Origin of the sequence: Geobacillus kaustophilus (assembly GCF_000948285.1) — a bacterium.
In the GTDB taxonomy this organism is placed as follows: domain Bacteria; phylum Bacillota; class Bacilli; order Bacillales; family Anoxybacillaceae; genus Geobacillus; species Geobacillus thermoleovorans_A.
The window spans coordinates 2419921-2441186 of sequence record NZ_JYBP01000003.1; the positions used below are offsets into that span (position 1 = coordinate 2419921).

At 54.0% G+C, this 21266-nt stretch carries 20 protein-coding genes; 3 read left to right on the forward strand and 17 right to left on the reverse strand.

The genetic code is table 11. The features are described 5' to 3' along the window. Positions 1-70 precede the first annotated feature (70 nt). Positions 71-265, reverse strand: a complete 195-nt coding sequence (locus tag LG52_RS12425) for a hypothetical protein (protein WP_044733241.1) — start codon at positions 263-265, stop codon at positions 71-73. Positions 266-396: 131 nt separating this feature from the next. After that, the gene (gene aceA / locus LG52_RS12430) at positions 397-1683 is read right to left on the reverse strand and encodes an isocitrate lyase (RefSeq protein WP_044732180.1); all 1287 of its coding nucleotides are present in this window, start codon (positions 1681-1683) and stop codon (positions 397-399) included. A 193-nt stretch (positions 1684-1876) separates the two neighbouring features. Here aceA and LG52_RS12435 point away from each other — a divergent pair, with 193 nt between their 5' ends. Then, complete coding sequence (locus tag LG52_RS12435; protein WP_044733242.1) at positions 1877-2467, forward strand: SCO family protein; 591 nt, start codon at positions 1877-1879, stop codon at positions 2465-2467. Positions 2468-2519: 52 nt separating this feature from the next. On the opposite strand, the gene LG52_RS12440 is transcribed toward LG52_RS12435, so the two are convergent. Together LG52_RS12440 and LG52_RS12445 are read right to left on the reverse strand one after the other, a co-directional pair. Then, on the reverse strand, positions 2520-2825 hold the full coding sequence (locus LG52_RS12440) for an AzlD domain-containing protein (RefSeq protein ID WP_044732181.1): 306 nt from the start codon (positions 2823-2825) through the stop codon (positions 2520-2522). After that, positions 2818-3534 carry an AzlC family ABC transporter permease gene (locus tag LG52_RS12445; RefSeq protein WP_044732182.1) on the reverse strand — a complete coding sequence of 239 codons (717 nt, stop codon included), beginning with the start codon at positions 3532-3534 and terminating at the stop codon, positions 2818-2820. The genes LG52_RS12440 and LG52_RS12445 overlap by 8 nt, the downstream gene beginning before the upstream one ends. 140 nt (positions 3535-3674) lie before the next feature. Here LG52_RS12445 and dat point away from each other — a divergent pair, with 140 nt between their 5' ends. After that, positions 3675-4538 carry a D-amino-acid transaminase gene (dat, locus tag LG52_RS12450; RefSeq protein ID WP_044732183.1) on the forward strand — a complete coding sequence of 288 codons (864 nt, stop codon included), beginning with the start codon at positions 3675-3677 and terminating at the stop codon, positions 4536-4538. A 57-nt stretch (positions 4539-4595) separates the two neighbouring features. Here dat and LG52_RS12455 read toward each other — a convergent pair whose 3' ends face one another. The 5 genes from LG52_RS12455 to LG52_RS12475 all read right to left on the reverse strand — a co-directional run bounded on the left by LG52_RS12455 (position 4596) and on the right by LG52_RS12475 (position 10031). Further along, on the reverse strand, positions 4596-5393 hold the full coding sequence (locus LG52_RS12455) for an ABC transporter ATP-binding protein (protein ID WP_044732184.1): 798 nt from the start codon (positions 5391-5393) through the stop codon (positions 4596-4598). Beyond that, the gene (locus tag LG52_RS12460; RefSeq protein WP_044733243.1) at positions 5359-6351 is read right to left on the reverse strand and encodes an ABC transporter permease; all 993 of its coding nucleotides are present in this window, start codon (positions 6349-6351) and stop codon (positions 5359-5361) included. Before LG52_RS12460 ends, LG52_RS12455 begins: the two co-directional genes overlap by 35 nt. 129 nt (positions 6352-6480) lie before the next feature. Next, positions 6481-7488 (reverse strand): ABC transporter substrate-binding protein, encoded by a 1008-nt coding sequence (locus LG52_RS12465; protein ID WP_044732185.1) that lies wholly within the window; start codon positions 7486-7488, stop codon positions 6481-6483. 127 nt (positions 7489-7615) lie between these two features. Then, positions 7616-9160: a fatty acid--CoA ligase family protein gene (locus tag LG52_RS12470; protein WP_044732186.1), complete on the reverse strand. Its 1545-nt coding sequence runs from the start codon at positions 9158-9160 to the stop codon at positions 7616-7618. A 136-nt stretch (positions 9161-9296) separates the two neighbouring features. Beyond that, positions 9297-10031: an MBL fold metallo-hydrolase gene (locus LG52_RS12475; protein WP_044732187.1), complete on the reverse strand. Its 735-nt coding sequence runs from the start codon at positions 10029-10031 to the stop codon at positions 9297-9299. A 151-nt stretch (positions 10032-10182) separates the two neighbouring features. Here LG52_RS12475 and yhfH point away from each other — a divergent pair, with 151 nt between their 5' ends. Beyond that, positions 10183-10320: a protein YhfH gene (gene yhfH, locus LG52_RS19175; protein WP_075261714.1), complete on the forward strand. Its 138-nt coding sequence runs from the start codon at positions 10183-10185 to the stop codon at positions 10318-10320. A gap of 302 nt (positions 10321-10622) precedes the next feature. Here the strand turns inward: yhfH and LG52_RS12480 are convergent, their stop codons facing one another. From LG52_RS12480 to LG52_RS12515, 8 genes are all read right to left on the reverse strand, one after another. Beyond that, positions 10623-13007: a YhgE/Pip family protein gene (locus LG52_RS12480; RefSeq protein ID WP_044732188.1), complete on the reverse strand. Its 2385-nt coding sequence runs from the start codon at positions 13005-13007 to the stop codon at positions 10623-10625. A 72-nt stretch (positions 13008-13079) separates the two neighbouring features. Then, positions 13080-13652, reverse strand: coding sequence for a TetR/AcrR family transcriptional regulator (locus tag LG52_RS12485; RefSeq protein ID WP_044732189.1), 573 nt, complete (start codon positions 13650-13652; stop codon positions 13080-13082). 387 nt (positions 13653-14039) lie between these two features. Then, positions 14040-15479, reverse strand: coding sequence for a protoporphyrinogen oxidase (hemY, locus tag LG52_RS12490; protein WP_044732190.1), 1440 nt, complete (start codon positions 15477-15479; stop codon positions 14040-14042). Beyond that, on the reverse strand, positions 15472-16422 hold the full coding sequence (gene hemH, locus LG52_RS12495; protein WP_044732191.1) for a ferrochelatase: 951 nt from the start codon (positions 16420-16422) through the stop codon (positions 15472-15474). The genes hemY and hemH overlap by 8 nt, the downstream gene beginning before the upstream one ends. 15 nt (positions 16423-16437) lie before the next feature. Next, the gene (gene hemE / locus LG52_RS12500) at positions 16438-17475 is read right to left on the reverse strand and encodes a uroporphyrinogen decarboxylase (protein WP_044733244.1); all 1038 of its coding nucleotides are present in this window, start codon (positions 17473-17475) and stop codon (positions 16438-16440) included. A 204-nt stretch (positions 17476-17679) separates the two neighbouring features. Further along, positions 17680-19080, reverse strand: coding sequence for a hypothetical protein (locus tag LG52_RS12505; protein WP_044732192.1), 1401 nt, complete (start codon positions 19078-19080; stop codon positions 17680-17682). Positions 19081-19229: 149 nt separating this feature from the next. Further along, entirely contained in the window at positions 19230-20444 is a 1215-nt protein-coding gene (locus tag LG52_RS12510; protein ID WP_044732193.1) for an ABC transporter permease, read from the reverse strand. Continuing rightward, positions 20441-21178, reverse strand: coding sequence for an ABC transporter ATP-binding protein (locus tag LG52_RS12515; RefSeq protein ID WP_044732194.1), 738 nt, complete (start codon positions 21176-21178; stop codon positions 20441-20443). Before LG52_RS12515 ends, LG52_RS12510 begins: the two co-directional genes overlap by 4 nt. Between the last annotated feature and the right edge of the window lie 88 nt (positions 21179-21266).

Genomic DNA, 21266 nt, shown 5'->3' on the forward strand with positions numbered 1-21266 from the left:
CAAGAGTCATATTTTTCTATATTTTGAAAAAAGTTAACGAAAAAACCCATGACGAATGTCATGGGGGATGTCAGGAGTTTTCAAATGTTTGACCGATCTCTTTGGCAGCCAAATATTCATTTGCCTGTTCCAAGGCGGTATGTTCGCCGACGGAGTCGCCAGCATACGTCTCTTCATTCATCGACCATTGCTCAAAATGAAGATCCGTGCTGACGCGAAACTCAGCAGGCATCAACTCCGGCAGGCCGCCTTGCTTCTTTTCCATCACATCGCCTCCTTGTACTGCATAGGATGCCTCATTTTTTTCCTTATTATGCGATGGAAGCAAGGTGGCTCTTCGTCTCAAACAAAAAAAACGCCCGGCCAAGCCGGACGTCCCTTTGTTGATGATCGGCATTAGATGGCTGTAAACTGCTCCTCTTCTGTCGATCCTTTCAAGGCGACTGTTGACGATTGGCCGCCGGAGATCACTTGGGCGACTTCGTCGAAATAGCCCGTGCCGACTTCGCGCTGATGGCGCGTCGCCGTGTATCCGTACTTCTCGGCGGCAAATTCCGCTTGCTGCAGCTCAGCGTACGCCGCCATGCCGCGTTCTTTGTAGCCGCGCGCCAGCTCGAACATGCTGTAGTTGAGCGCATGGAAGCCAGCCAAAGTGACAAATTGAAATTTGTATCCCATTTTGCCGAGCTCTTGCTGGAATTTGGCGATCGTTTCGTCGTCCAATTTTTTCTTCCAGTTGAACGACGGCGAGCAGTTGTACGCCAGCAGCTTGCCTGGGAATTTTTCATGAATGGCTTCGGCAAACCGGCGCGCCTCATCCAAATTCGGCTCGCTCGTCTCGCACCAAATGAGGTCGGCATACGGCGCATAGGCAAGCCCGCGGGCGATCGCTTGTTCCAAACCGGCTCTTGTGCGATAGAAGCCCTCCGGTGTCCTCTCGCCGGTAATAAACTCCTGATCGCGCGGGTCGATGTCGCTTGTGATCAAGTCAGCCGCGTTCGCGTCGGTGCGGGCGATGAGCACCGTCGGAACCCCCATGACATCGGCGGCCAACCGCGCCGCAATCAAGTTGCGAATCGCCGTCTGCGTCGGCAAAAGCACTTTGCCACCTAAATGGCCGCATTTTTTCTCCGATGACAGCTGGTCTTCAAAATGGACGCCAGCCGCTCCGGCTTCAATCATTGCCTTCATGAGTTCAAAGACGTTCAGTTGGCCGCCGAACCCCGCCTCAGCGTCAGCGACGATTGGCACAAAGTAGTCCACGTCCCCGCTGCCTTCTAAGTATTGAATTTGATCCGCGCGCTGCAACGCTTGATTGATTCGCTTGACGACATGCGGAACGCTGTTGGACGGATACAGACTTTGGTCCGGATACATCTGTCCAGCGAGGTTGGCATCGGCCGCCACTTGCCAGCCGCTTAAATAAATCGCCTTCAAGCCCGCTTTCACTTGCTGGACCGCTTGATTTCCGGTCAGCGCGCCAAGAGCCGCGACATAATCCTCGGTATGAAGCAGCTTCCACAGTTTTTCCGCTCCGCGCCGAGCGAGCGTATACTCGATATCCAGCGAGCCGCGCAGTTTAATGACATCCTCAGCGCTGTACGGACGGACGATCCCTTTCCAGCGCTCCTCATTTTTCCAACTTTCTTCTAATTGCCGGACACGTTCAGCAAATGACGCCATTTTTCCTTCCCCCATCTCTCTATTGTTATACTACATTGTTTTTATTTACGATTTTATTATATAACAGAAAAACAAAAGTGCAAGCCTTTTTTTGAAACTTTTTTCAATTAGGAAAATGGTCGTATATTGTTCATAAACATCGCGATTTTTTCGTTAATCTTTTTGATATGATCATATTAAGGAGTGATGAATGGTGAAAAAATGGTATACGTTAGCTGCCCTTCTTGTCATCATCGGCATCAGCGTCGGCATCCTGTACTTTGCTGTCTACCAGCCATCGACGATGCGGCTTCCAAATGACGTGACGATGGAAACTGCATGGGGAAAATCATACGAGTTTGGCGACCTTCCGCCGAAAGTGCGGCTTGTCGAGTTTATTTACACAAACTGTCCGGATGTTTGTCCGAACACGACAGCGCAAATGGCAAAACTGCGCGATCGTCTGAAAAAAGCCGGGGTATTTGGGAACAAGGTGGAATTCATCACGATCACGATCGACCCAGCGCGCGATACGAATGAAAAGCTGCAAACATATGCCCGTACGTTTGGAATCACCAGCGACGGGCAAGGGTGGGTGTTTTTGCGCGGCAGTGAAGCGGACACGAAAAAAGTAGCGGATGCCTTCCACTTTCAATACCGCGACCCGGGCAACGGCATGATCGTACACACGACGTTCGCCTACTTGCTTGGCCGCAACGGGCGTGTCGCCAAACAAATCGGCATGGGGACATCTCGATTTCATGTCGATGAGGTATATGAGGCGATTATGGAGGAATTGCCATAAGTTTGCATAGCTGTCGCAAAAGGAAAAGAGGAAGCGATGTCCGCTTCCCTTTTTAAACAAACAACGAATACAGGCTGAGCGCCGCAACCGCCGCAAGCACGACGATCATGACGTTCGCCCCAAGCCAAGCTGTGATGACGGCCGCCGCAAAACCGATGACACCGAACCAAAGATCATCTTGGATGAAAAAAACGTCAGGAATAATGAGCGCCCCAAGCACCGCATACGGCACATTTTTCAGCACTCCTTGCCAAAACGGCGGCAGCTCGACGCGGCCGAGCAGCACAAACGGCAACAGGCGCGGCAAATACGTCACGACCCCCATGCCGATGATCATCCATACGATCGTGCTATTCACCGCCGTTTCCCCCTTCCTTCGTCAGCCATTGAACGATGATGGCCGACAACAATGTAGCCAAAACGATCGACCAGCCTTTCGACAAGTGAAGAGCAAATGTGCCGATCGAGTTGAATAAAGCCGACAGCCCCGCCAGCCAGACGATTTTCCGCTGCTTTTTCAAGGCTGGAACGAGCAGGCCGATAAACATGGCATACAAGGCAATGGACATACTTTCTTGCAAACTTTCCGGCAAACCGGCCCCAGCCGCATAACCAATGCCCGAGTTGACGACCCAGCTGCCATACGCCATGGCAATGAGCCCAAACATATATGAGGCGTTGATCATTCCTTCTTTCATCGCCGCCACCGAAAACGTCTCATCGGTAATGCCAAAGGCGTACAGCGCTTTTTTCCAAAGCGCGTCCGGCTCAGCCTTTTCATTAAGGGACGCCGACATTAAAAAATGGCGAATGTTTAATATGAATGTCGTCAACACAATTTCAAACACTCCGGTGCCCGCCGAAAGCAAACTTAACGCGATATATTGCGAGGCGCCGGCAAAGACGACAATGCTCATGAGCACGGTCTCGGCAAGCGTCAGTCCGGTTGTTTTGGCGAGCAGCCCAAACGCCAGCGCGATCGGCATATAGCCGATGGCGATCGCCACCCCCGCTTGCACCCCTTGGCGGAACGGCGCCATCTTGCCGGCTGCCCATGTCGTTTCCATCATTCATCCCCCCGTTTTTACTAGACTGATAACTCTATTGTCCAAAAATCGCCGACGTTTCGCAACCCGAACATATGTCAACACTTTCATTCTATGATATAATATTGAATGATTTGCGGCAAAAAAAGGAGTGCACGTCCATGTCAGTCAAACCGTATGTATTGACCGAACGCGGCATTGTCCGGTATGAACAAGTAACATATCCGATGGAAGAGCGCGGCTTGCAATTTGGCGATGGCGTCTATGAAGTCGTCCGCTTATATAACGGGATATATGTTTGGCTTCGCGAGCATCTTGACCGGCTGTACCGTTCAGCGGCCGCCATTCGCCTATCCGTTCCGTTTGGCTGCGAAGAGCTCATCGAACGGCTTGAGGAGCTTCGCCGCCTCAACGATGTGCAGGAAGATGCGATTTTGTATTTGCAAGTGACGCGCGGCAGCTTCCCGCGCAACCATGCGTTCCCAGCCGAAAAACGCCCGAATTTGTACGCCTACATCCAGCCGATGGCGCGGAAAACCGAGGAAATGACGCACGGTGTGCGCGCGATTTTGACAAAAGATGTCCGCTGGGAATATTGCTATATCAAAAGCTTGAACTTGCTGCCGAACGTATTGGCTAAACAGGAAGCGGTCGAGCGCGGGGCGTTTGAAGCGATTTTCCATCGCGACAGCGTCGTAACCGAAGGCAGTTCGTCAAACATTTTTCTTGTCAAAAATGAAACGGTGTACACTCATCCGGCCACTGAGCGGATTTTAAACGGCATCGTCCGCACGAAAGTGAAGCAGTTTTGCGCTGAGCTTAGCATTCCATTTGTCGAAGAAGCGTTTTCCCCCAACGACCTCGCCAAAGCGGATGAACTGTTTTTAACGAGCACGACGTCAGCGATTATCCCCATCATTCAAGTCGACGAAACAGTGATCCGAAACGGCGAGCCGGGGGTGGTGACGAAGGCGCTGCAAGCCGCTTACCGACAAGCGACACAACCGGCAGCCAAAACGATTTGACCGGCCGACCGAACAGAAGAGGTGTCCCCTTGCCAAGAAGGGACACCTCGTTTTGTTTTATGAGCTGAGCACGGCGCGGTCGCTCGCGAACTGGCTGCCGCGGATGCGTTGGAATGCCTCAAGCAGCCGCTCGACCGTCAGTTCCTCTTTTTCTGTTCCTTCCGCCACAAAAATGATTTGCCCGCCGTCCATCATGATCAACCGGTTGCCAAGACGAATCGCCTGCTCCATGTTGTGCGTCACCATGAGCGTCGTCAGGCGGTGCTGCTCAACAATTTGCTTCGTCAACTCCGTGACCAACTCCGCGCGCGCCGGGTCGAGGGCGGCGGTATGTTCATCGAGCAAAAGCAGATCCGGCTTTGTAAACGTCGCCATCAACAGCGAAAGTGCCTGCCGCTCCCCGCCGGAAAGAAGCCCGACTTTGACGGCGAGCCGGTCTTCAAGCCCTAAATGAAGCGTTCGCAGCGTCTCCCGAAACCATTCGCGCTTTTGCTTCGTGACGCCAAGCCTTAACGTGCGCCGCTTTGTCCGGTTGTAGGCGAGCGCCAAATTTTCCTCAATCGTCATATGCGGGGCGGTGCCGGCCATCGGGTCTTGAAAGACGCGGCCGATGCAGCGGGCGCGCGCATGCTCCTTGAGCGCGGTTACATTACGGCCGTTGATCCACACTTCGCCGGTATCAGGAGACAGCCGTCCGGAAATGATGTTCATGAGCGTGGACTTGCCGGCGCCGTTGCTGCCGATGACGGTGACGAAATCGCCGGGGGCAAGCGTCAGATCAATGCCGCGCAAAGCGATTTTCTCGTCAGCCGTTCCTTCGTTAAACACTTTTGTAATTCGTTTCAGCTCCAGCAACGGTTTCCCTCCTCTCCAACTGCCGCGCCCTCCGCTTTTTTCGCTGCCGTTCTTTTTGTGCCGCCAGCGTGTTGGGCACGACGAGCGCCAGCATGACAATGAGCGCGGTAATCAATTTCACATCGCCCGTCTCCAAAAACTCGACGCGCAACGCGAGCGCCAAAATGAGGCGATAGACGATGGCGCCGCCGATCACCGCCCACGTCGCGCGTGCGACCGAACGGGCGCCAAACAACGCCTCCCCGATGATGACCGAAGCCAGGCCAATCACAATCATCCCAATTCCCATCCCCACGTCGCTGAATCCGCCATACTGGGCGACGAGCGCTCCGGAAAGCGCCACGAGCGCGTTCGACAGCCCAAGGCCAAACACGATCAACCAATCCGTGTTGGCGGAAAAGCTCGCCACCATCAGTTTGTTGTCCCCGGTTGCCCGCAAGGCAATCCCCACTTCTGTTTTCAGCAGCCAATCCAACAGCCCTTTGACCATTAGCGCGACAATCGCCATTGACACAAGCACCGCCCATGTCCGCGGCGCAAAGCCAGTGAAGGAAACAAGATGGTTGAGCGCCGCATCCAACCCGGCTTGCCGCCAGACGGCGGTGATTTTCGTGATGACCGTTTCCTGCTGCAAGAGCGGTACGTTCGATTTGCCCATAATGCGCAAATTAATCGAATACAAAGCGATCATCATTAAAATGCCGGATAACAGTGGATTGATTTTCCCTTTCGTATGCAAAAGCCCGGTCAACACCCCGGCGGCAAAGCCGGCCAAAAGCGCCGCGGCTGAGGCGGCGAACGGGTTGGCTCCATTGACAATCAGCACGGCGGCGACGGACGCGCCGGTGACGAAGCTGCCGTCAACTGTCAGATCGGGAAAATCCAAAATGCGAAACGATAAATAGACGCCGAGCGCCATCACGGCGTAAATCAAGCCGGCTTCGACGGAACTGAACATCGCTGTCCACACAACTTTTCACCTACCTTTTCGGAAACACACCGAAGGCGCATTTGACACGTTGAGTGCAAAAACGCACTTTTACCTACTTCTTTGGCCCCCCTCCTTCATCGAAGGAGGGACGGCCGCTTATTCAATATATTCCGCAATGGAATCCCATTCCGGATTGAGCTTGATGCCCATTTCTTGCGCTGCTTTTTTGTTGATGACAAGCTTCAATTTTTGTGGATATTGCACCGGCAAATCGGCTGGCTTTTTGCCGTTTTGCAAAATTTGCGCCGCCATTTCCCCGGCTTCGTAGCCGATGTCATAATAGTCGAACCCGTACGCCGCAAAACCGCCGCGCTTGACAGAATCCAATTCGCCGACAAAAAGCGGAATGTCGTGTTCATTCGCCACCTGGATCACCGACTCGAGCGCCGAGACGACCGTGTTGTCGGTGATGATGTACAGACAATCGACTTTGCCGACGAGCGACTCGGTCGCCTGCTTCACCTCTGCCGACGTCGATACGGATGCAGGAACGATTTGCAAGTCCGTTCCTTGCATCGCCTTTTTCACCTGTTCGATTTGGGCGGCGGAGTTTTGTTCGCCGGCGTTATATACCATGCCGACGCGGTTGCCTTTGATATATTTGTCAATAAACTGCACCGTTTTCGGAATAGCCTCCGGGTGCGTATCGGTCGTTCCCGTCACATTGCCGCCCGGTTTTTCCATCGATTGGACAAGCTGGGCGCCGACTGGGTCGGTCACCGAGGTGAACACGATCGGAATGTCTTTCGTCGCATTGAGCGCCGCCTGCGCGCTTGGCGTTGAGTTGGCAAAAATCAAGTCGACGCCGTCGGAAACAAAATTATTGGCGATCGTTTGGTTGTTGCTTTGGTCGCCTTGGGCGATCTGCACGTCATACTCAACGGACAGCCCTTTGTCTTTTAACGCCTGCTGGAATCCCTTGCGCGCCGCATCGAGCGAAGGATGCTCGACAATTTGCGTCACGCCGATTTTGTACGTCTTTTCTTTCTCGCTCTTCCCGCCGCTTCCCTGGCTGCTTCCCGTCTCTTTCGCACCGCTGCAGCCGCCAAGCAACAAAAAACTGGCCGCACATACTGCGGCGAGCCACCGAATCGATTGACCCATGATCCCATCCCCCTATGTAGAGAAGTTTAGTCCTTTTAAACTTTTATGTGTTAAATTATATAAATTTCTCTGCTTGTTTTCAATATACTATTCAAAAAAAAGGAAAGGTGCTGAAAATTCAGCACCATCAAGCGTGGGAAGACGCGAGCCGCTCTTTTAACGCTCTTCGCAAAATTTTTCCTGTCGCGTTTTTCGGCAGATCGTCCAAAAAGTCAATCGCGCTCGGCACTTTATATTTTGCCAACCGCTCACGGCAGTAAGCAATGAGCTCTGCTTCCGTCAGCTCCCGATTTTTCGCGACGACATACGCCCGCACCGCCTCTCCGTAATCCGGGTCCGGCACGCCGATCACCGCGGCTTCCACGACATCCGGATGGCTGTACAGCACTTCTTCGACTTCGCGCGGATACACGTTGTAGCCGCCGACGATAATCATCTCTTTCTTTCGGTCGACGATATAGAAATAGCCGTCCTCGTCCATGCGCGCCAAATCGCCTGTGTGCAGCCAGCCGTCGCGCAAGGCGGCCGCTGTCTCTTCGGGCATTTTGTAGTACCCTTTCATGACGTTCGGCCCGCGAACGACAAGCTCACCGACTTCGCCGACAGGCACTTCTTCTCCGTATTCGTTGACGACCTTATTTTCAACATTCTTAATGCTCGTTCCAATCGAACCGGGTTTGCGCGGCCGGTCGAGCGGATTGAAGCAGGTGACGGGGGACGCCTCCGAGAGCCCGTACCCTTCCGAGATGATGACATTGAACTTTCTCTCAAAGTTTTCAAGCAAGGCGACCGGCATCGAAGCGCCTCCTGAGATGCAGAGGCGGAGCGTTCGCAAATCGTCTGCGCTTCCTCCCTCATGCTGGTAAAGGAAGTTGTACATGGTCGGCACGCCGGCAAAAATTGTCGCTTTTTCTTCGCGGGCCAGCTGGAACAACTTCGACGGACTGAACTTTGGCATAATGAGCACCGTTCCGCCGTTCATCAGCGGGGCATTGAGCGCCACGGTCAAACAAAAAACATGAAACATCGGCAACGCGGCGATGACGCGATCGTTTTCGTTGATGCCTAAATAATCAGCCGTATCTTGAGCATTGCTGTATATGTTTTTATGAGTGAGCATCGCCCCTTTCGGCTTGCCAGTCGTCCCCGATGTGTACAGAATGACGGCGACATCATCATCACCCAGTTCAGGTCCGGTAAAGTCCGGGCTGCCGTCCGCCAACACTTCTGCAAACGATTTCATTCCTCCCGACAAGGAAATGCCTTTTTCCTTCCCTTCCGGCGTTTCACAAACGATCGCATGCTCGAACAGCGGAAGCCGCTTCTTCGCCTCAGCAAACAACGGAACGAGCAAGTCCAGGCCGATCACCGCCTTTACGTCGCCGTTATGCAAAATGTAGGCAATTTCCTCCGGCGTGTAAATCGGATTGATCGGAATGACGGTCGCCCCAAGCCGCAGCGCTCCGTACAAGCCGATGACAAACTGCGGCGAATTGCCAAGCAGCAAGGCGATATGGTCGCCTCGGCGAACGCCAAGCTGCGCCAAGCCATCGGCAAACTGTGACACCGCAGCATTCAATTGCTGATACGTGCGCCGCTCTTTCATGAATACATACGCTTCCTTGTCCGGCAACTGTTTCGCAATTTGCGCCAATCGCGTTGTGATGTTCATATGAGCTCCTCCCCCAAAATGAATGAATAACCATTCATTTTATAAGTAAAAAAATTCGAACTATATTCATTATAAAAAAAAGAACAGCAAAGGGCAAGGGAAAGCGTTTCCTTTGCTGTTCTCCCTTGTTTTTGGCCTATTGCGCCCATGTCAGGCCAGTGTGGGCGAGGCGGATGACACCGCGGAACGTCCGGCCAGCCTCCTCAACCAGCTGCTCGTGCCGGCCAACGTGCGGCAAATGCGTCAGCCATAACTCCCCGACGCCAGCCCCCTCGGCAACGGCCGCCGCCTCCTCGCTCGTCATATGCCCAGCCGGCGCCGCGTTTTGCCCAGCGTAAAAGTTGCACTCGCAAATGAGCAAGTCGGCTCCTTTGGCAAACGGAAGAAACTCCGGTATATAGCTTGAATCGGCCGTATAAACAACCGTCTTGCCGCCGGCAGTGATGCGCATCGCGTAGCATGGCACCGGATGGACGGTTTTCATAAATGTGATCGAAAACGGCCCAACAGCCAGCGTCCTATTCGGATCATAGGCAATTCCTTCCGTAATGCCGCTGTGCGTCAAGCAGGAAAACGCCGCCTCGTCTTCCACATGGCCGTAAATCGGCAAGACGGGAAGGTCAGCTCCCAAATTTTTATGAATGAGACGCGCGTATTGGAGCGGGCCGATGTCGGCGATATGGTCGTAATGGTAATGGGAGATGATGACCGCATCTAAGTTTTCCACAGCCGTATAGTTTTGCAGCTTGGCAAGCGCCCCGCTACCGCAATCAACGAGCAAGCAAAATCCGTCATGCTCGAACAAATACGCCGATGTCGCTTCATTGGCGGCAGGGAATCCTCCCCAATAGCCGATGACCGTCACTTTCATTTTCGGTTCTCTCCTTCCATTCGTTTTGTCTTCATCATACACAACCGCGCCTATTTTTTCATCTTTGTTGATTTTTGTTTTAAAACACCTATTGACATTTTATTCCGTGTTATAATACAATGAAATTACCAAGACAACGGAGGGGATCGGAATGTTGGTGAAAGTGTTGGAATTTTTCAGAAACTTACCGCCAAAAAAATGTCTGCACTGCGGCAAAGAGATTGACGAGCAGCATGAATGCTACGGCAATACGTGCTCTGATTGCCTTGGCGCCGCTTACCGCCAATAGGTGAGCGGAAGCATCCCTTGTGTCGCAACGTCGGCTGCCCCGCCGGCGTTTGGCTGTTCCCCAATGCAGCCTGCCTTTTCTCTTGACTGCCTCCAGCTAAGAGGCATTTTTTTTGCCAATCTCAGGGACGCCATCACACACAACGTTCTAATGGCGGCCCAGCCGCAAAAAGCAATCCCCCGCCCCAGCAAATGGTTTTTCTTCCCATTATTTTTCCATATATTGTTTGATTCCGATATTGGCCAATGCAAAAAGGCGTCCCAATCTTTTTAGGACGCCTTCGAGACGGCATGGTTCAACCATCACGTTTGAGCCGCTGTTTCCGTTTCCGTCCATACCGCATAACAGCGGCGATACCGAAGGAGAAAATACGCGAGCGTCGCCAAGGCAAAGACCGCGGCTGTCGCAAGCAATATCGCAGTTTCCTTCCACATGGCCAAGAAATCACCGCTTGAAATGACTGCCCGCAACCCACGGATCGCATGGGTCATCGGCAGCCACGGATGAAGCGACTGCAACGCACCCGGAACGAGCTCAATCGGATACGTGCCGGCGCTTCCAACTAGCTGGGCAATCAATAGCAAAATGGCAAGAAACCGGCCCGGGTTGTCAAACACGGTGACAAGGAATTGAACAATCATCATAAACGTTATGCTGATGATCCAAGTGAACACTAGAAAATGCCCGATGCTTTCTACATGCAAATCAAGCCCATACAACAGCCATGCATCGGCCAGGAGTGTTTGCGCTGCCGCAGCCAAAACGAGCACTCCCCATTTGCCGAAAAACCAGGCGACGCCTGACGATGGTCGCTCGACCGGCTCACGCAGCGGAAAGACGATGGTGAGCATCAAGGCGCCGACAAATAACCCAAGCGACAAAAAATACGGAGCAAAACCGGTTCCATAGTTGGGCACATGATGGAGCGGCTCTTTGTCGTTTTTCACCGGATCGGCGATCATCTCATAAACACGTTCGTTCGCCCGAACGCCAGCCGCCTCTTTCGATCCTTCATCCAACCGATTCGCCAGCTTCGCCGATCCTCGCACCAACTGTTCCAACCCGGACGATAACGACTGCCCGCCGCCAACGAGGCGACCCATCCCCTGATGAAGCGACGCTGCGCCTTTCGCCACGGCACCGACGCCATCTGACAGTTCGCCCGCCCCATTGGCCAATTCGCGCGTTCCAGAAACGAGCTTGCCTGAACCAAGAGCGAGCTCATGCACTCCTTCAGCCAATCGGCCGCTTCCTTCCGCAAGCGTCTGCGCCCCGCGATAAGCCCGCTCGAGCTGCCCAGCCAGCTCGTTTGCCCCGTCCGTTAATTTTTGCTGGGCACCAGCCAATCGATCAGCCCCGGCCGCAAGTTGCTGCTGTCCGTTGGCGATCTTCTCGATCCCCTCCTGCACGGCTTGCTGCCCGCTCGCGAGCGATGATGCGCCATCAGCCAGACGAGCGGCACCGCTTTGAAGCTGTCCGGCTTTCTCGGCCAGTTCCCCGACGCCGGCCGCCACGGCTTGGCTTCCTTCGACAAGCGGCTCTAGCTGTTGCGCCAATGCTTGTAGCGCTGCTTTTTGCTCTGGGTCGCTCGCTTTTTCAGCCAACTCCTGCAATCCTGCGGCGTATTGCTGCAATCCTTCGCTCACTCTATCCGCACCGGCCGCAGCCTCTCCCGCTTTTTGTTTCCACACTGCCATCCCTTGCGCCAATTGCCCAGCTCCTTCATTCACCATGTTTGCTCCGTCGGTTAGAACGGGAAGACGGGATTGCAATGTTTTCATACCATTTAGCGATTCATGGAGACCCGTCGCCAGCGCAGCGGCGCCGGTTTGCGCTTGTTGTTCCCCATCAGCCAAGCGGCGGCTTCCGTCAGCAAGCTTCCCGAGGCCGTCTCGCAATGCGGCCGCGCCGGTTTGCACTTGCGTTGCCCCGTCGCTTACGGATTGCAGTCCGTTTTCAAACACTACTGATTTCTCGGCGAGTTCAGCTAAGTAGCCAGATAATTGAGCGGCACCGTCCTCGGCTTTTTCCGCTCCGGCGGCCAAGCGGGCGCTGCCTTGTTCGGCAACATCCATCCCCTCGACTAGCTTGCGGCTGCCCTGTTCGGCCGATTGGACTCCATCACGAAGCCGGGAAGCTCCTTTGCTTGCTTTTTCCAATCCTTTTCCCGCCTCTTTCATCTTCGACAACATCGTTTCCGCATAGGCCTTGGTGACATTTTTCGCAATCTCCTCTTTGATGGCCATGACGGCTGAATCACCAATTTTTCCGACAAGATAGTTCGCCCCTTCGTTTGGAATATACATGAGGCGAAGCGGCTTCGGCGCTTCATTTTGCACCGTCGTCGCATTGGCGGAAAAATCATCGGGGATGATGATGGCCATGTAATACTCTCCGTTTTTCAATCCTTGAAGAGCTTGTTTTCGTCTGACGAAATGCCAAGCAAATGAATGTTTTTCTTTCAGCCGCTTGACAACATCGTCGCCAAGATGCATCGGTTCGCCGTCAAGCTTAGCACCTTGGTCTTCATTGACGACAGCGACCGGCAGGCGGTCCAAATGCCCATACGGATCCCAAAACGCCCATAAAAACGACCCGCTGTACAGAAGAGGAATGAACAGAACAGCAAGGATCGGGACAAACACTTTCGGGCGGAGCACGATGGCCCGCAGCTCTTTTCGCAGCATATGGCGCTCCCTCCTTTGTATAGATGACCAAATTGTCCGTATGGTCAATTTCCAACAAAAAAAGAGGATCATCTACCTCGACAATCCTTGCAAAAAATAGAGCGTAAACAATTCAGCAATTTGTTCTTTTGTCAACGGTTCATGATCTTTTTCCCAATCGACGATCAAGGCGATGTACGTTTTGAGCATCAAAAACGCCGTAATTTCCGAATTGCACGGACGAATCTCCCCTTTTTCCACCGCCGCATCAATTTTTTGCCGAATGAACTCGACCATTGCCCGGTCCAGTTTGGCAAGCACTTCTTGCACCGCCGCTGTACCGATATTGCGCACTTCTTGAAGCAGCTTCGCTGTCAGCTGATGGCGCTGGCGAAATTCCAAAATGCGGTACAAGGCGCGGTGAACGTTTTCGGAAAACGGCAGCGACGAGTTCATCGCCAGCTCCGCTTCCGCCTTGATTTCCATAATCAATCCGGAGACGATTTCATCAAGCAGTTCCTCTTTGCTTTTAAAAAACGTGTAGATCGTCCCCTTGCCGACGTTGGCGAGCTTGGCGATCTGCTCCATCGTCGTCGCCTTGTAGCCAAAGGCAGCAAACGATTGGGCCGCCGCTTCGATGATTTGCCGTTTGCGGTCGCTTGCCATACTCCTCATCCTTCGAACTGACTAAATGAATAATTTGGTCAACCCGTATTAATCATATCATAAATCAGCCTCGATGTAAAGGTTGAAACGAGCATGGCCTTATGCATCGGAAGCCAATCGCTTCCCGCCATCTGAAGGCGTAAAACTGCCACCCATCCTTTTTTGCACAAAACATCTAGGCACATGTTTTGCGCTCCATTCGCATGAAAACGGAAACCCGTCACTCGCATTTTCACCAAAAACATCCATGAGTCATTTTTGTCCTTTTCCCTAGGCATGAACATGACCGTTCAAGGCGTATGTATTTTCATTAAGAAAAAAACGGGCGGGCGAGCGTCTACCATCGAACGGAAGCGGCGAACCGTTCGACCGTTTAAAAGTTGTCTGTTAATGGACGTTGCTATACATATTAGATGCCCGCTCGACCGCTGCCGGCCGCAAATACTCAAGCACATCGCGGGCCGCTTTTTCGCCTTGGTCAATGCAATCCGGCAATCCGAGCCCTTCGTATGAGCTGCCAGCCAAAAACACACCCGGCAGCGCGGCAGCCATCTGCCGCTTAATGTACGCCAGCCGCTCGCAGTGTCCGACCGTGTATTGCGGCATGGCCCGCTTCCAGCGCGAGATGACGGCGAACTCCGGTTGACCGGCAATATTCATCACTTTATTTAAATCATCCAATACGACGCGGACGATCTCATCATCAGGTTGGTCGACGATCTCCTCATCGCCCGGGCGCCCGACGTAGCAGCGCAAGAGCGCCTTGCCAGACGGCGCGGTGTGCGGCCATTTTTTATGCGTCCATGTACACGCTGTCATCGTGTAATCGCTGCGGCGCGAAACGACAAACCCGGTGCCGTCAATGTCTTGGCGGATCGCCTTCTCCGAGAATGCGAGCGCCACCGTCGCCACCGATGTCAGCGGCACTGAACGGAACGGGGCGAAAAACGGATAGTCCGCGAACATGTCGGGCACAACATGATGCGGCGTTGTCACGATGATGGCGTCTGCCCCCCACACCTCTCCTATGCTCAGTTGCAGCCGATACGCCGAATCGGTGCGAACGATCCGCTCGACGCGCACCCCTTTGATGACGCTGCCCGGCTCAAGCCGTTTTTCCACTTCATCAACGAGCGACTGCAAGCCCGTTTTTAACGTCTGGAACGCCCCTTTCCGCTCTTTTTGCTCTTTCGGCGTCGTTCGTCTCGCTCCACGGACAAGGCTTCCGTATTTTTGCTCAAGCTGAAAAAACTGTGGAAACGTCGCCATTAGGCTCATCTCATCAATGTCGCCAGCGTAAATGCCGGAAAGCAGCGGTTCGATGAGATTGTCCACCACCTCATCGCCGAGGCGGCGGCGGAAGAAGCGGCCAAGCGGCATATCACCATCGACTTTCACCGGCGGCAGCACAAAGTCAAGCGCCGCCCGCAGCTTGCCGGCCGGGGAAAACAGTCCGGTCGTTAAAAACGGGGCGATGCGCGTCGGAATGCCCATCACCGCTCCGCCCGGAATTGGATAGAGTTTGCCGTTGACCAAAATGTACGATGTTCCGGTCGCGTTATGAACGATCTCATGTTCAAGGCCGACTTCCTTCACAAGGCGAAACGCGCTCGTTTTCCGCGCCAAAAACGAGTCTGGACCGCGTTCAATGACAAAACTGTCGCGGACGACTGTCTGCACTTTTCCCCCGAGCCGGTGCGTCGCCTCGACAAGTTTGCATGCAAGTGGGAGGCGTTGCTCTCGAATCGTCTTTTGCAAGTAGTAAGCAGCCGTCAAGCCGGTAATGCCGCCGCCGATGATGACGACCGTCCGTTGCCCTTCATTCATGTCGATCGCCTTCTTCCGCCCACCGCTTTAACACAACCGACGCCAGTGCATCAATAAACAATGGATTCGTGTTGGGCATCTCCGGCCGATAATAACGGGCGCCGATCTCTTCTGTCACCTGTTTGCATTCAATGTCGTTGTCATACAGCACTTCCAAATGGTCGGCAACAAAACCGACCGGCGCGTACACGAACGACGTATAGCCGCGCTCTTCGTAAAGCTGGCGCGTCAAGTCCAGCACGTCCGGCCCAAGCCATGGTTCCGGCGTCTGGCCGGCGCTTTGCCAGCCGACGGCATAGTGGGCGACGCCGGCTTGATCAGCAATTCGTTTCGCTGTCTCTTCGAGCTGCGTTGGATACGGGTCACCGGCTTGAATAATTTTTTCCGGCAAACTATGTGCGGATACGATCAGCACAGCTCGCTCCCGCTCACGTTCCGGCATGGCGGCAAAAATCGCCCGCACCTGTCCTGCCCAATATTGCAAAAACTTCGGCTCGTCATACCATTGATCAATCGTGTAAATGGTCGGTCCGCCAAGCTTTTCCGCTGCCGCTTTCGCCCGCTCATTGTACGAGCGAATGCTGAATGTGGAATAATGAGGGGCTAGGACGATCCCAACCGCTTCTTTGATGCCGTCATCATGCATGCGCTCGACGGCATCCTCAATGAACGGCTCAATATGTTTGAGCCCTAAATACATGCGAAACTCGACTTCATCTTGCACTTCGTTCAGCCGCTTCTCGAGCCGTTTCGCCTGCTCTTCCGTAATTTTCGCAAGCGGCGACAACCCGCCGATCGCCCGATAGCGCGCTTTTAAATCCTCGATTTGTTCTTGCGGCGGCTTGCGCCCATGGCGAATATGCGTATAATACCGTTCAATATCATCTTCCTGGTACGGCGTTCCGTACGCCATCACGAGCAACCCCACTGTTTTTTTCACCATTGTGCCACCCCTCGTTTAGTTCGTTGACGTATATTCGTGGATAAAAGCGGTCAGACGCTTCAGTGTCGCCGGCTGAACATCCGGAAAAATGCCGTGGCCTAAGTTGAAGATGTAGCCCGGCCGTTCCATCCCTTCGTCCAAAATGCGCTTCACCCGTTCTTCGATCACGTCCCACGGCGCAAGAAGCACCGCCGGATCCAAGTTGCCTTGGATCGCTTTCGCAATGCCTTGGCGGCGCGCTTCGCGAATCGACAGCCTCCAGTCAAGGCCGATGACATCAAGCGGCAAGCCGTTCCACTCATGCACCAAGTGACTGGCGCCGACGCCAAACATAATGAGCGGAGCCCCTTCTTCCCGCAAAGCGGCAAAAATGCGCGCCATCGCCGGCTTGATAAACGTCCGGTAATCGTCAGCATTAACGGCGCCAACCCAAGAATCAAAAATTTGCACAGCGCTTGCCCCTGCCCGAATTTGCGCCCGCACATAACGGATCGTCATCTCAGCGAGCTTGTCCATTAAGGCGAACCACGCTTTCGGTTCAGCATACATGAACGCTTTCGTCTTATGATAATTTTTTGACGGACCGCCTTCAATCATGTAGCTCGCCAACGTAAACGGCGCCCCGGCAAACCCGATGAGCGGCACGTCCAACTGTTCATTGACAAGGAGCCGAATCGTTTCAAACACATACGGCACATCATGTTCTGGATCAATCTCCCCAAGCCGTTCGACGTCTTGAAGCGAGCGAATCGGATTCGCGATCACCGGCCCGACGCCGCCCTGAATCTCGACGTCCACGCCAATGGCCGGCAGCGGTGTCATAATGTCTTTATATAAAATGGCGGCATCGACGCCATATTGCTCAACTGGAAGTCTCGTGACGTACGCGCAAAGCTCCGGTTGATGCGTAATTTCAAACAGCGAATATTTTTCTTTCAGCGCCCGATACTCCGGCTGCGATCGTCCGGCTTGCCGCATATACCAAACCGGCACGTACGGCGTTTGTTCGCCGCGGCAGGCGCGCAAAAATGTATCGTTGATCTGTCTATCCATCTCCATCCGCCTTTCTTTCCTCACAATCCCGTCAACGGTTTCGCGTTTTCTTATCTTTAAACGTCGCCTATCTCCTTTTCACTATACAGCTTTCCGTATCCAATGTATAGAGAAGAAGGCGAACTGTCAAAAAATCGACCGATTTTCAAGTCCATGCCCATTATAGCAAAAAAGCTGCCCCGCCTGCACGGGACAGCGTTCGGTTCAAATGAGAAACATGGCGACAACGGTCGTGACCAAAAGCCCGATGACAACAGGAATGAGGTTGCGGCGCGCCAACTCGAACGGATCGACGCCGCAGATGGCCGCCGCTGGAATGAGCGCCCACGGAACGAGCGTGCCGCCGCCGACCCAAATGGCGGCAATTTGGCCGAGCGCCGTCAACGTTGCCGCCCCGCCCCCGATCGCTACAGCAAACAAATGAGCGATCGAACCGGCGAGCGAGATGCCGGAAAACCCGGAGCCGTCAAGACCAGTAATCGCCCCGACGATCGTGAGCGTAACCGCCCCCACCTCATTGTTCAGCGGCACTGCATGGGCCAAGGCAACCCCTAAATCGTTGACGATGCCTTGCGACGCCTGCGGCAAATAGTCGCCGATGATTTTCACAAACCCCGCATCGCCGAGATAGAAAAACGCGGCGATCGGAATCACAGGGCCGAACACTTTAAACCCGAACTGAAACCCTTCAATAAAGTAATTTGTCACTTCTGCAAAACTTTCTTGCCGATGGGCGAGAACGGAGATGAGAATCAAAATGAAAATCGCCGTCCCACCGACCAAGGCAGTCGCTTCCCCGCCTTGCAACCGCAAATAAAACATCGCGATGACATCAAAGGTGAACAAAATCGGAATCAACAGCGCGAGCCATTTTTTCGTTTGTCCCGTCAGTAAATGGCTTGTTTTTTCCAGCGCCGAATCGACCGTAGCAGCCATTTCCGCCTCCCCGCTTGCCAGTCGCCCTCGCTTCATGTCACGGCGCAGCAAGTAAAACGCGGTGACCGTTGTGACGGCCCCCATGACAAAAACAAGCGGCACACTGGCAGCGATGACATCGCTAACCGGCAGCCCGGCGGCATCGGCCGTTAATTTCGGCGCCCCTTGGATGATAAAATCGCCGGAAAGCGCGATGCCATGCCCGAACAAGTTCATCGCCATCGCCACTCCCAACGCCGGCAGACCGACGCGGACCGCCGCCGGCAACAAAACCGCCCCCATAAGAGCAACAGCCGGGGACGGCCAGAAAAACCAAGAAATGATCATCATCAAAATTCCGATCGTCCAATACGCCCAAGCCGGCGTACGGATGAAACGGACAAACGGCGAAACCATGACATCATTGATGCCGGTGGCCGACAACACTTTGCTCATCGCCACAATAACCGAGATGACTAAAATCGTCGGCAACAGCTCCGTAATGGCATAAATAAAGCTGTTAAACACTCCGCTGACCGCCGCGCTCAACGAATGGGTAGCGGCCGCCGCCAATAAAAAGATGCCGGCAATGCAAATGAGCGATGTATCTTTGCGGGCGACCATAAACCCAATAATGAGCACGATGAACAGCAAGTAAATCCAGTGCAGCGCTACAAGCTCTACACTCATGAATCATTCCCCTTTCTTCCCGACTTCCAGCCTGACCCGCTGGACATGCGCCCAGGCCGGTGTACTACAGCATATGAAGCGGAAAAAAAGGTGTGAAAGCTTCGGCCATCCATTGAAAATGAAAAACGCCGGCGCCAGCGTAAACAGCGCTAGCGTCCGGCTTTCCGCCCGCGCCGCGGGCGCACGTACCGCCCCGCCGCCCAAAGACTCCATATGTTTCCGCCAAGCCAAGTGGCGAGCCAAAGAAGGCGCGGGGAAACAGCCAACAGTACGAGATGGAATACCGTATTTTGCCCAATCAACAGAATGGAAAGCAACCGAACCGCCGCCGCTTCCTGCTGCGCCTGCGGCAACGGGTACAGCCGCGGCCATAGCGAATAGCGATGATGGGAAGGCAACGCGGCCAATTGAACAGCGGTCGCGTAAAGAAACAAAAATATGATGACCGCCCGCCCGTATTGGTGATCGATCACAGCCAACATGACGCCTCCGATCGCAGTGAGACGGACATACAGACCAGCATACCCGCCGGCGCGCAAAAACGTACGGGCATACAAATGAAAAAACACATGCCGCTTGCCGTACGGAATCAAAGCGAGCAGCGAATCAAGCCAGCGCCGCCGCTTCGCCGTCTCCCGCCATTCCGGAACGTCGGTAAACAAGTTGGCCAGACGGTAAAACGCCCTTGCCGCCCGCTGTTCTTCGGCGATGATCCGTTCCCATTTCCATGTTTTCCCTCTCACCAGCCGTGACAAATAGGTGGAAAGAACCGCCACCAGCCCGACGACAACGACAAAAAACGGCCATGAGGCTCCCGCCAGCACCAAATACACAAACACCGCCGCTAAGCTGAAGCGAGCGAATGCGCTAAAGCGGTGAAACGACGGCTCAGCGATATAGCTTCCTTTGCAAACAGCCCATAAGCTCCATCCTTTGAAGCAGAAAAGACCAAGCAAAAAAAGCGGCCATGGCACCGGAGAAAATCGAGCATGAAGCGGTCCAGCCAACAGCAAAAGCAAAGAAAGGCCATACGCCTGCCATAACCATGAGACGAAAAACGCCCGCTGAATATACGGCCGCAACTGCTCTTCCCCCGGCAATAAAAACACCGTATCCGCCTCGCGAAACAAGGTGCGCACCGACCCGGCGGCCGCCGCCCAGCCGAACACGACCGCCGCAATCGCCGGATACGGAAACGAGTCGGGAAGCGACGACGCCCAACGCTCGTACATCACCGCTATACCGCCAAGCACAATGATCAAACCGACGAGCAAATGGTCGTTGAACATATAGCGCAAGTAGCGGATCCGCTTTTGCCACTCCAAGCGGAAGCGCTGCTGCCAAAGACGGCGGGCATCGATCATGACGCATCGTCCTTTGTCAGTTCAATATACAGTTCATCAAGCGTTGCATTGGGCAGCCCGAACTGGCGGCGAATGTCATCGAGCGTTCCTTTTGCTCTGACGCGGCCGTTGTGCAAAATAACGAATGAATCGCAATACCGCTCCGCCGTCGCCAAAATATGCGTCGACAACAAAATGCCCGCCCCCTTCGCTTTCTGTTCGTTCATTCGCTCAAGCAAGGCATGAATCGCAAGCGGATCGAGGCCGAGAAACGGCTCATCGATGATATAAAGCGGCGGTTCAAGCAAAAAGGCGCATACAATCATCACTTTTTGCTTCATTCCTTTGGAAAAATAAGACGGAAACGAGGAAAGCCGCTGCTCCAACCGAAATTCGCGAAGCAGCGGCGGAAGGCGGCGTTCATACTCCTCTTGGCTCAACCCGTACGCCATCGCCGCTAGCCGCAAATGTTCCTCGAGCGTCAATTCTTCATACAACACCGGCGTTTCCGGAATAAAAGCAAACTGCCTCCGATACGTTTCCGGCCCGTCCGCAAGCCGATGGCCGTTGATGGAAATCGCGCCGCGGCGCGGTTCCATCAGCCCGATAATATGTTTGATCGTCGTGCTTTTGCCCGCTCCATTTAGGCCGATCAAGGCGACCATTTCGCCGCGGTCGACCGCAAACGTCACGTCTTCAAGCACGTTTTGCGCCGTGTAGCCTCCGGATAGATCCTTCACCTGCAAAAGCGTCATCGTCCGCTCCCTTTCCGTTCAGGCCTTTATCCCCATTGTACCAAACAATCGCCTCTCCTACCAAAAAAAGATCACACCGTTCTTTTGC

What these genes read in the sequence shown, in the direction of transcription:
- LG52_RS12480 (WP_044732188.1), bottom strand. Translation starts at nt 13,007, where the DNA reads ATGCTGCGAAAAGAGCTGCGGGCCATCGTGCTCCGCCCGAAAGTGTTT.
- dat (WP_044732183.1), top strand. Translation starts at nt 3,675, where the DNA reads ATGTCAGTCAAACCGTATGTATTGACCGAACGCGGCATTGTCCGGTAT.
- hemY (WP_044732190.1), bottom strand. Translation starts at nt 15,479, where the DNA reads ATGAATGAAGGGCAACGGACGGTCGTCATCATCGGCGGCGGCATTACC.
- LG52_RS12475 (WP_044732187.1), bottom strand. Translation starts at nt 10,031, where the DNA reads ATGAAAGTGACGGTCATCGGCTATTGGGGAGGATTCCCTGCCGCCAAT.
- LG52_RS12505 (WP_044732192.1), bottom strand. Translation starts at nt 19,080, where the DNA reads ATGAGTGTAGAGCTTGTAGCGCTGCACTGGATTTACTTGCTGTTCATC.
- LG52_RS12465 (WP_044732185.1), bottom strand. Translation starts at nt 7,488, where the DNA reads ATGGGTCAATCGATTCGGTGGCTCGCCGCAGTATGTGCGGCCAGTTTT.
- yhfH (WP_075261714.1), top strand. Translation starts at nt 10,183, where the DNA reads ATGTTGGTGAAAGTGTTGGAATTTTTCAGAAACTTACCGCCAAAAAAA.
- hemH (WP_044732191.1), bottom strand. Translation starts at nt 16,422, where the DNA reads ATGGTGAAAAAAACAGTGGGGTTGCTCGTGATGGCGTACGGAACGCCG.
- LG52_RS12460 (WP_044733243.1), bottom strand. Translation starts at nt 6,351, where the DNA reads ATGTTCAGTTCCGTCGAAGCCGGCTTGATTTACGCCGTGATGGCGCTC.
- LG52_RS12470 (WP_044732186.1), bottom strand. Translation starts at nt 9,160, where the DNA reads ATGAACATCACAACGCGATTGGCGCAAATTGCGAAACAGTTGCCGGAC.
- LG52_RS12515 (WP_044732194.1), bottom strand. Translation starts at nt 21,178, where the DNA reads ATGACGCTTTTGCAGGTGAAGGATCTATCCGGAGGCTACACGGCGCAA.
- LG52_RS12510 (WP_044732193.1), bottom strand. Translation starts at nt 20,444, where the DNA reads ATGATCGATGCCCGCCGTCTTTGGCAGCAGCGCTTCCGCTTGGAGTGG.
- LG52_RS12485 (WP_044732189.1), bottom strand. Translation starts at nt 13,652, where the DNA reads ATGGCAAGCGACCGCAAACGGCAAATCATCGAAGCGGCGGCCCAATCG.
- LG52_RS12445 (WP_044732182.1), bottom strand. Translation starts at nt 3,534, where the DNA reads ATGGAAACGACATGGGCAGCCGGCAAGATGGCGCCGTTCCGCCAAGGG.
- LG52_RS12425 (WP_044733241.1), bottom strand. Translation starts at nt 265, where the DNA reads ATGGAAAAGAAGCAAGGCGGCCTGCCGGAGTTGATGCCTGCTGAGTTT.
- hemE (WP_044733244.1), bottom strand. Translation starts at nt 17,475, where the DNA reads ATGGATAGACAGATCAACGATACATTTTTGCGCGCCTGCCGCGGCGAA.
- aceA (WP_044732180.1), bottom strand. Translation starts at nt 1,683, where the DNA reads ATGGCGTCATTTGCTGAACGTGTCCGGCAATTAGAAGAAAGTTGGAAA.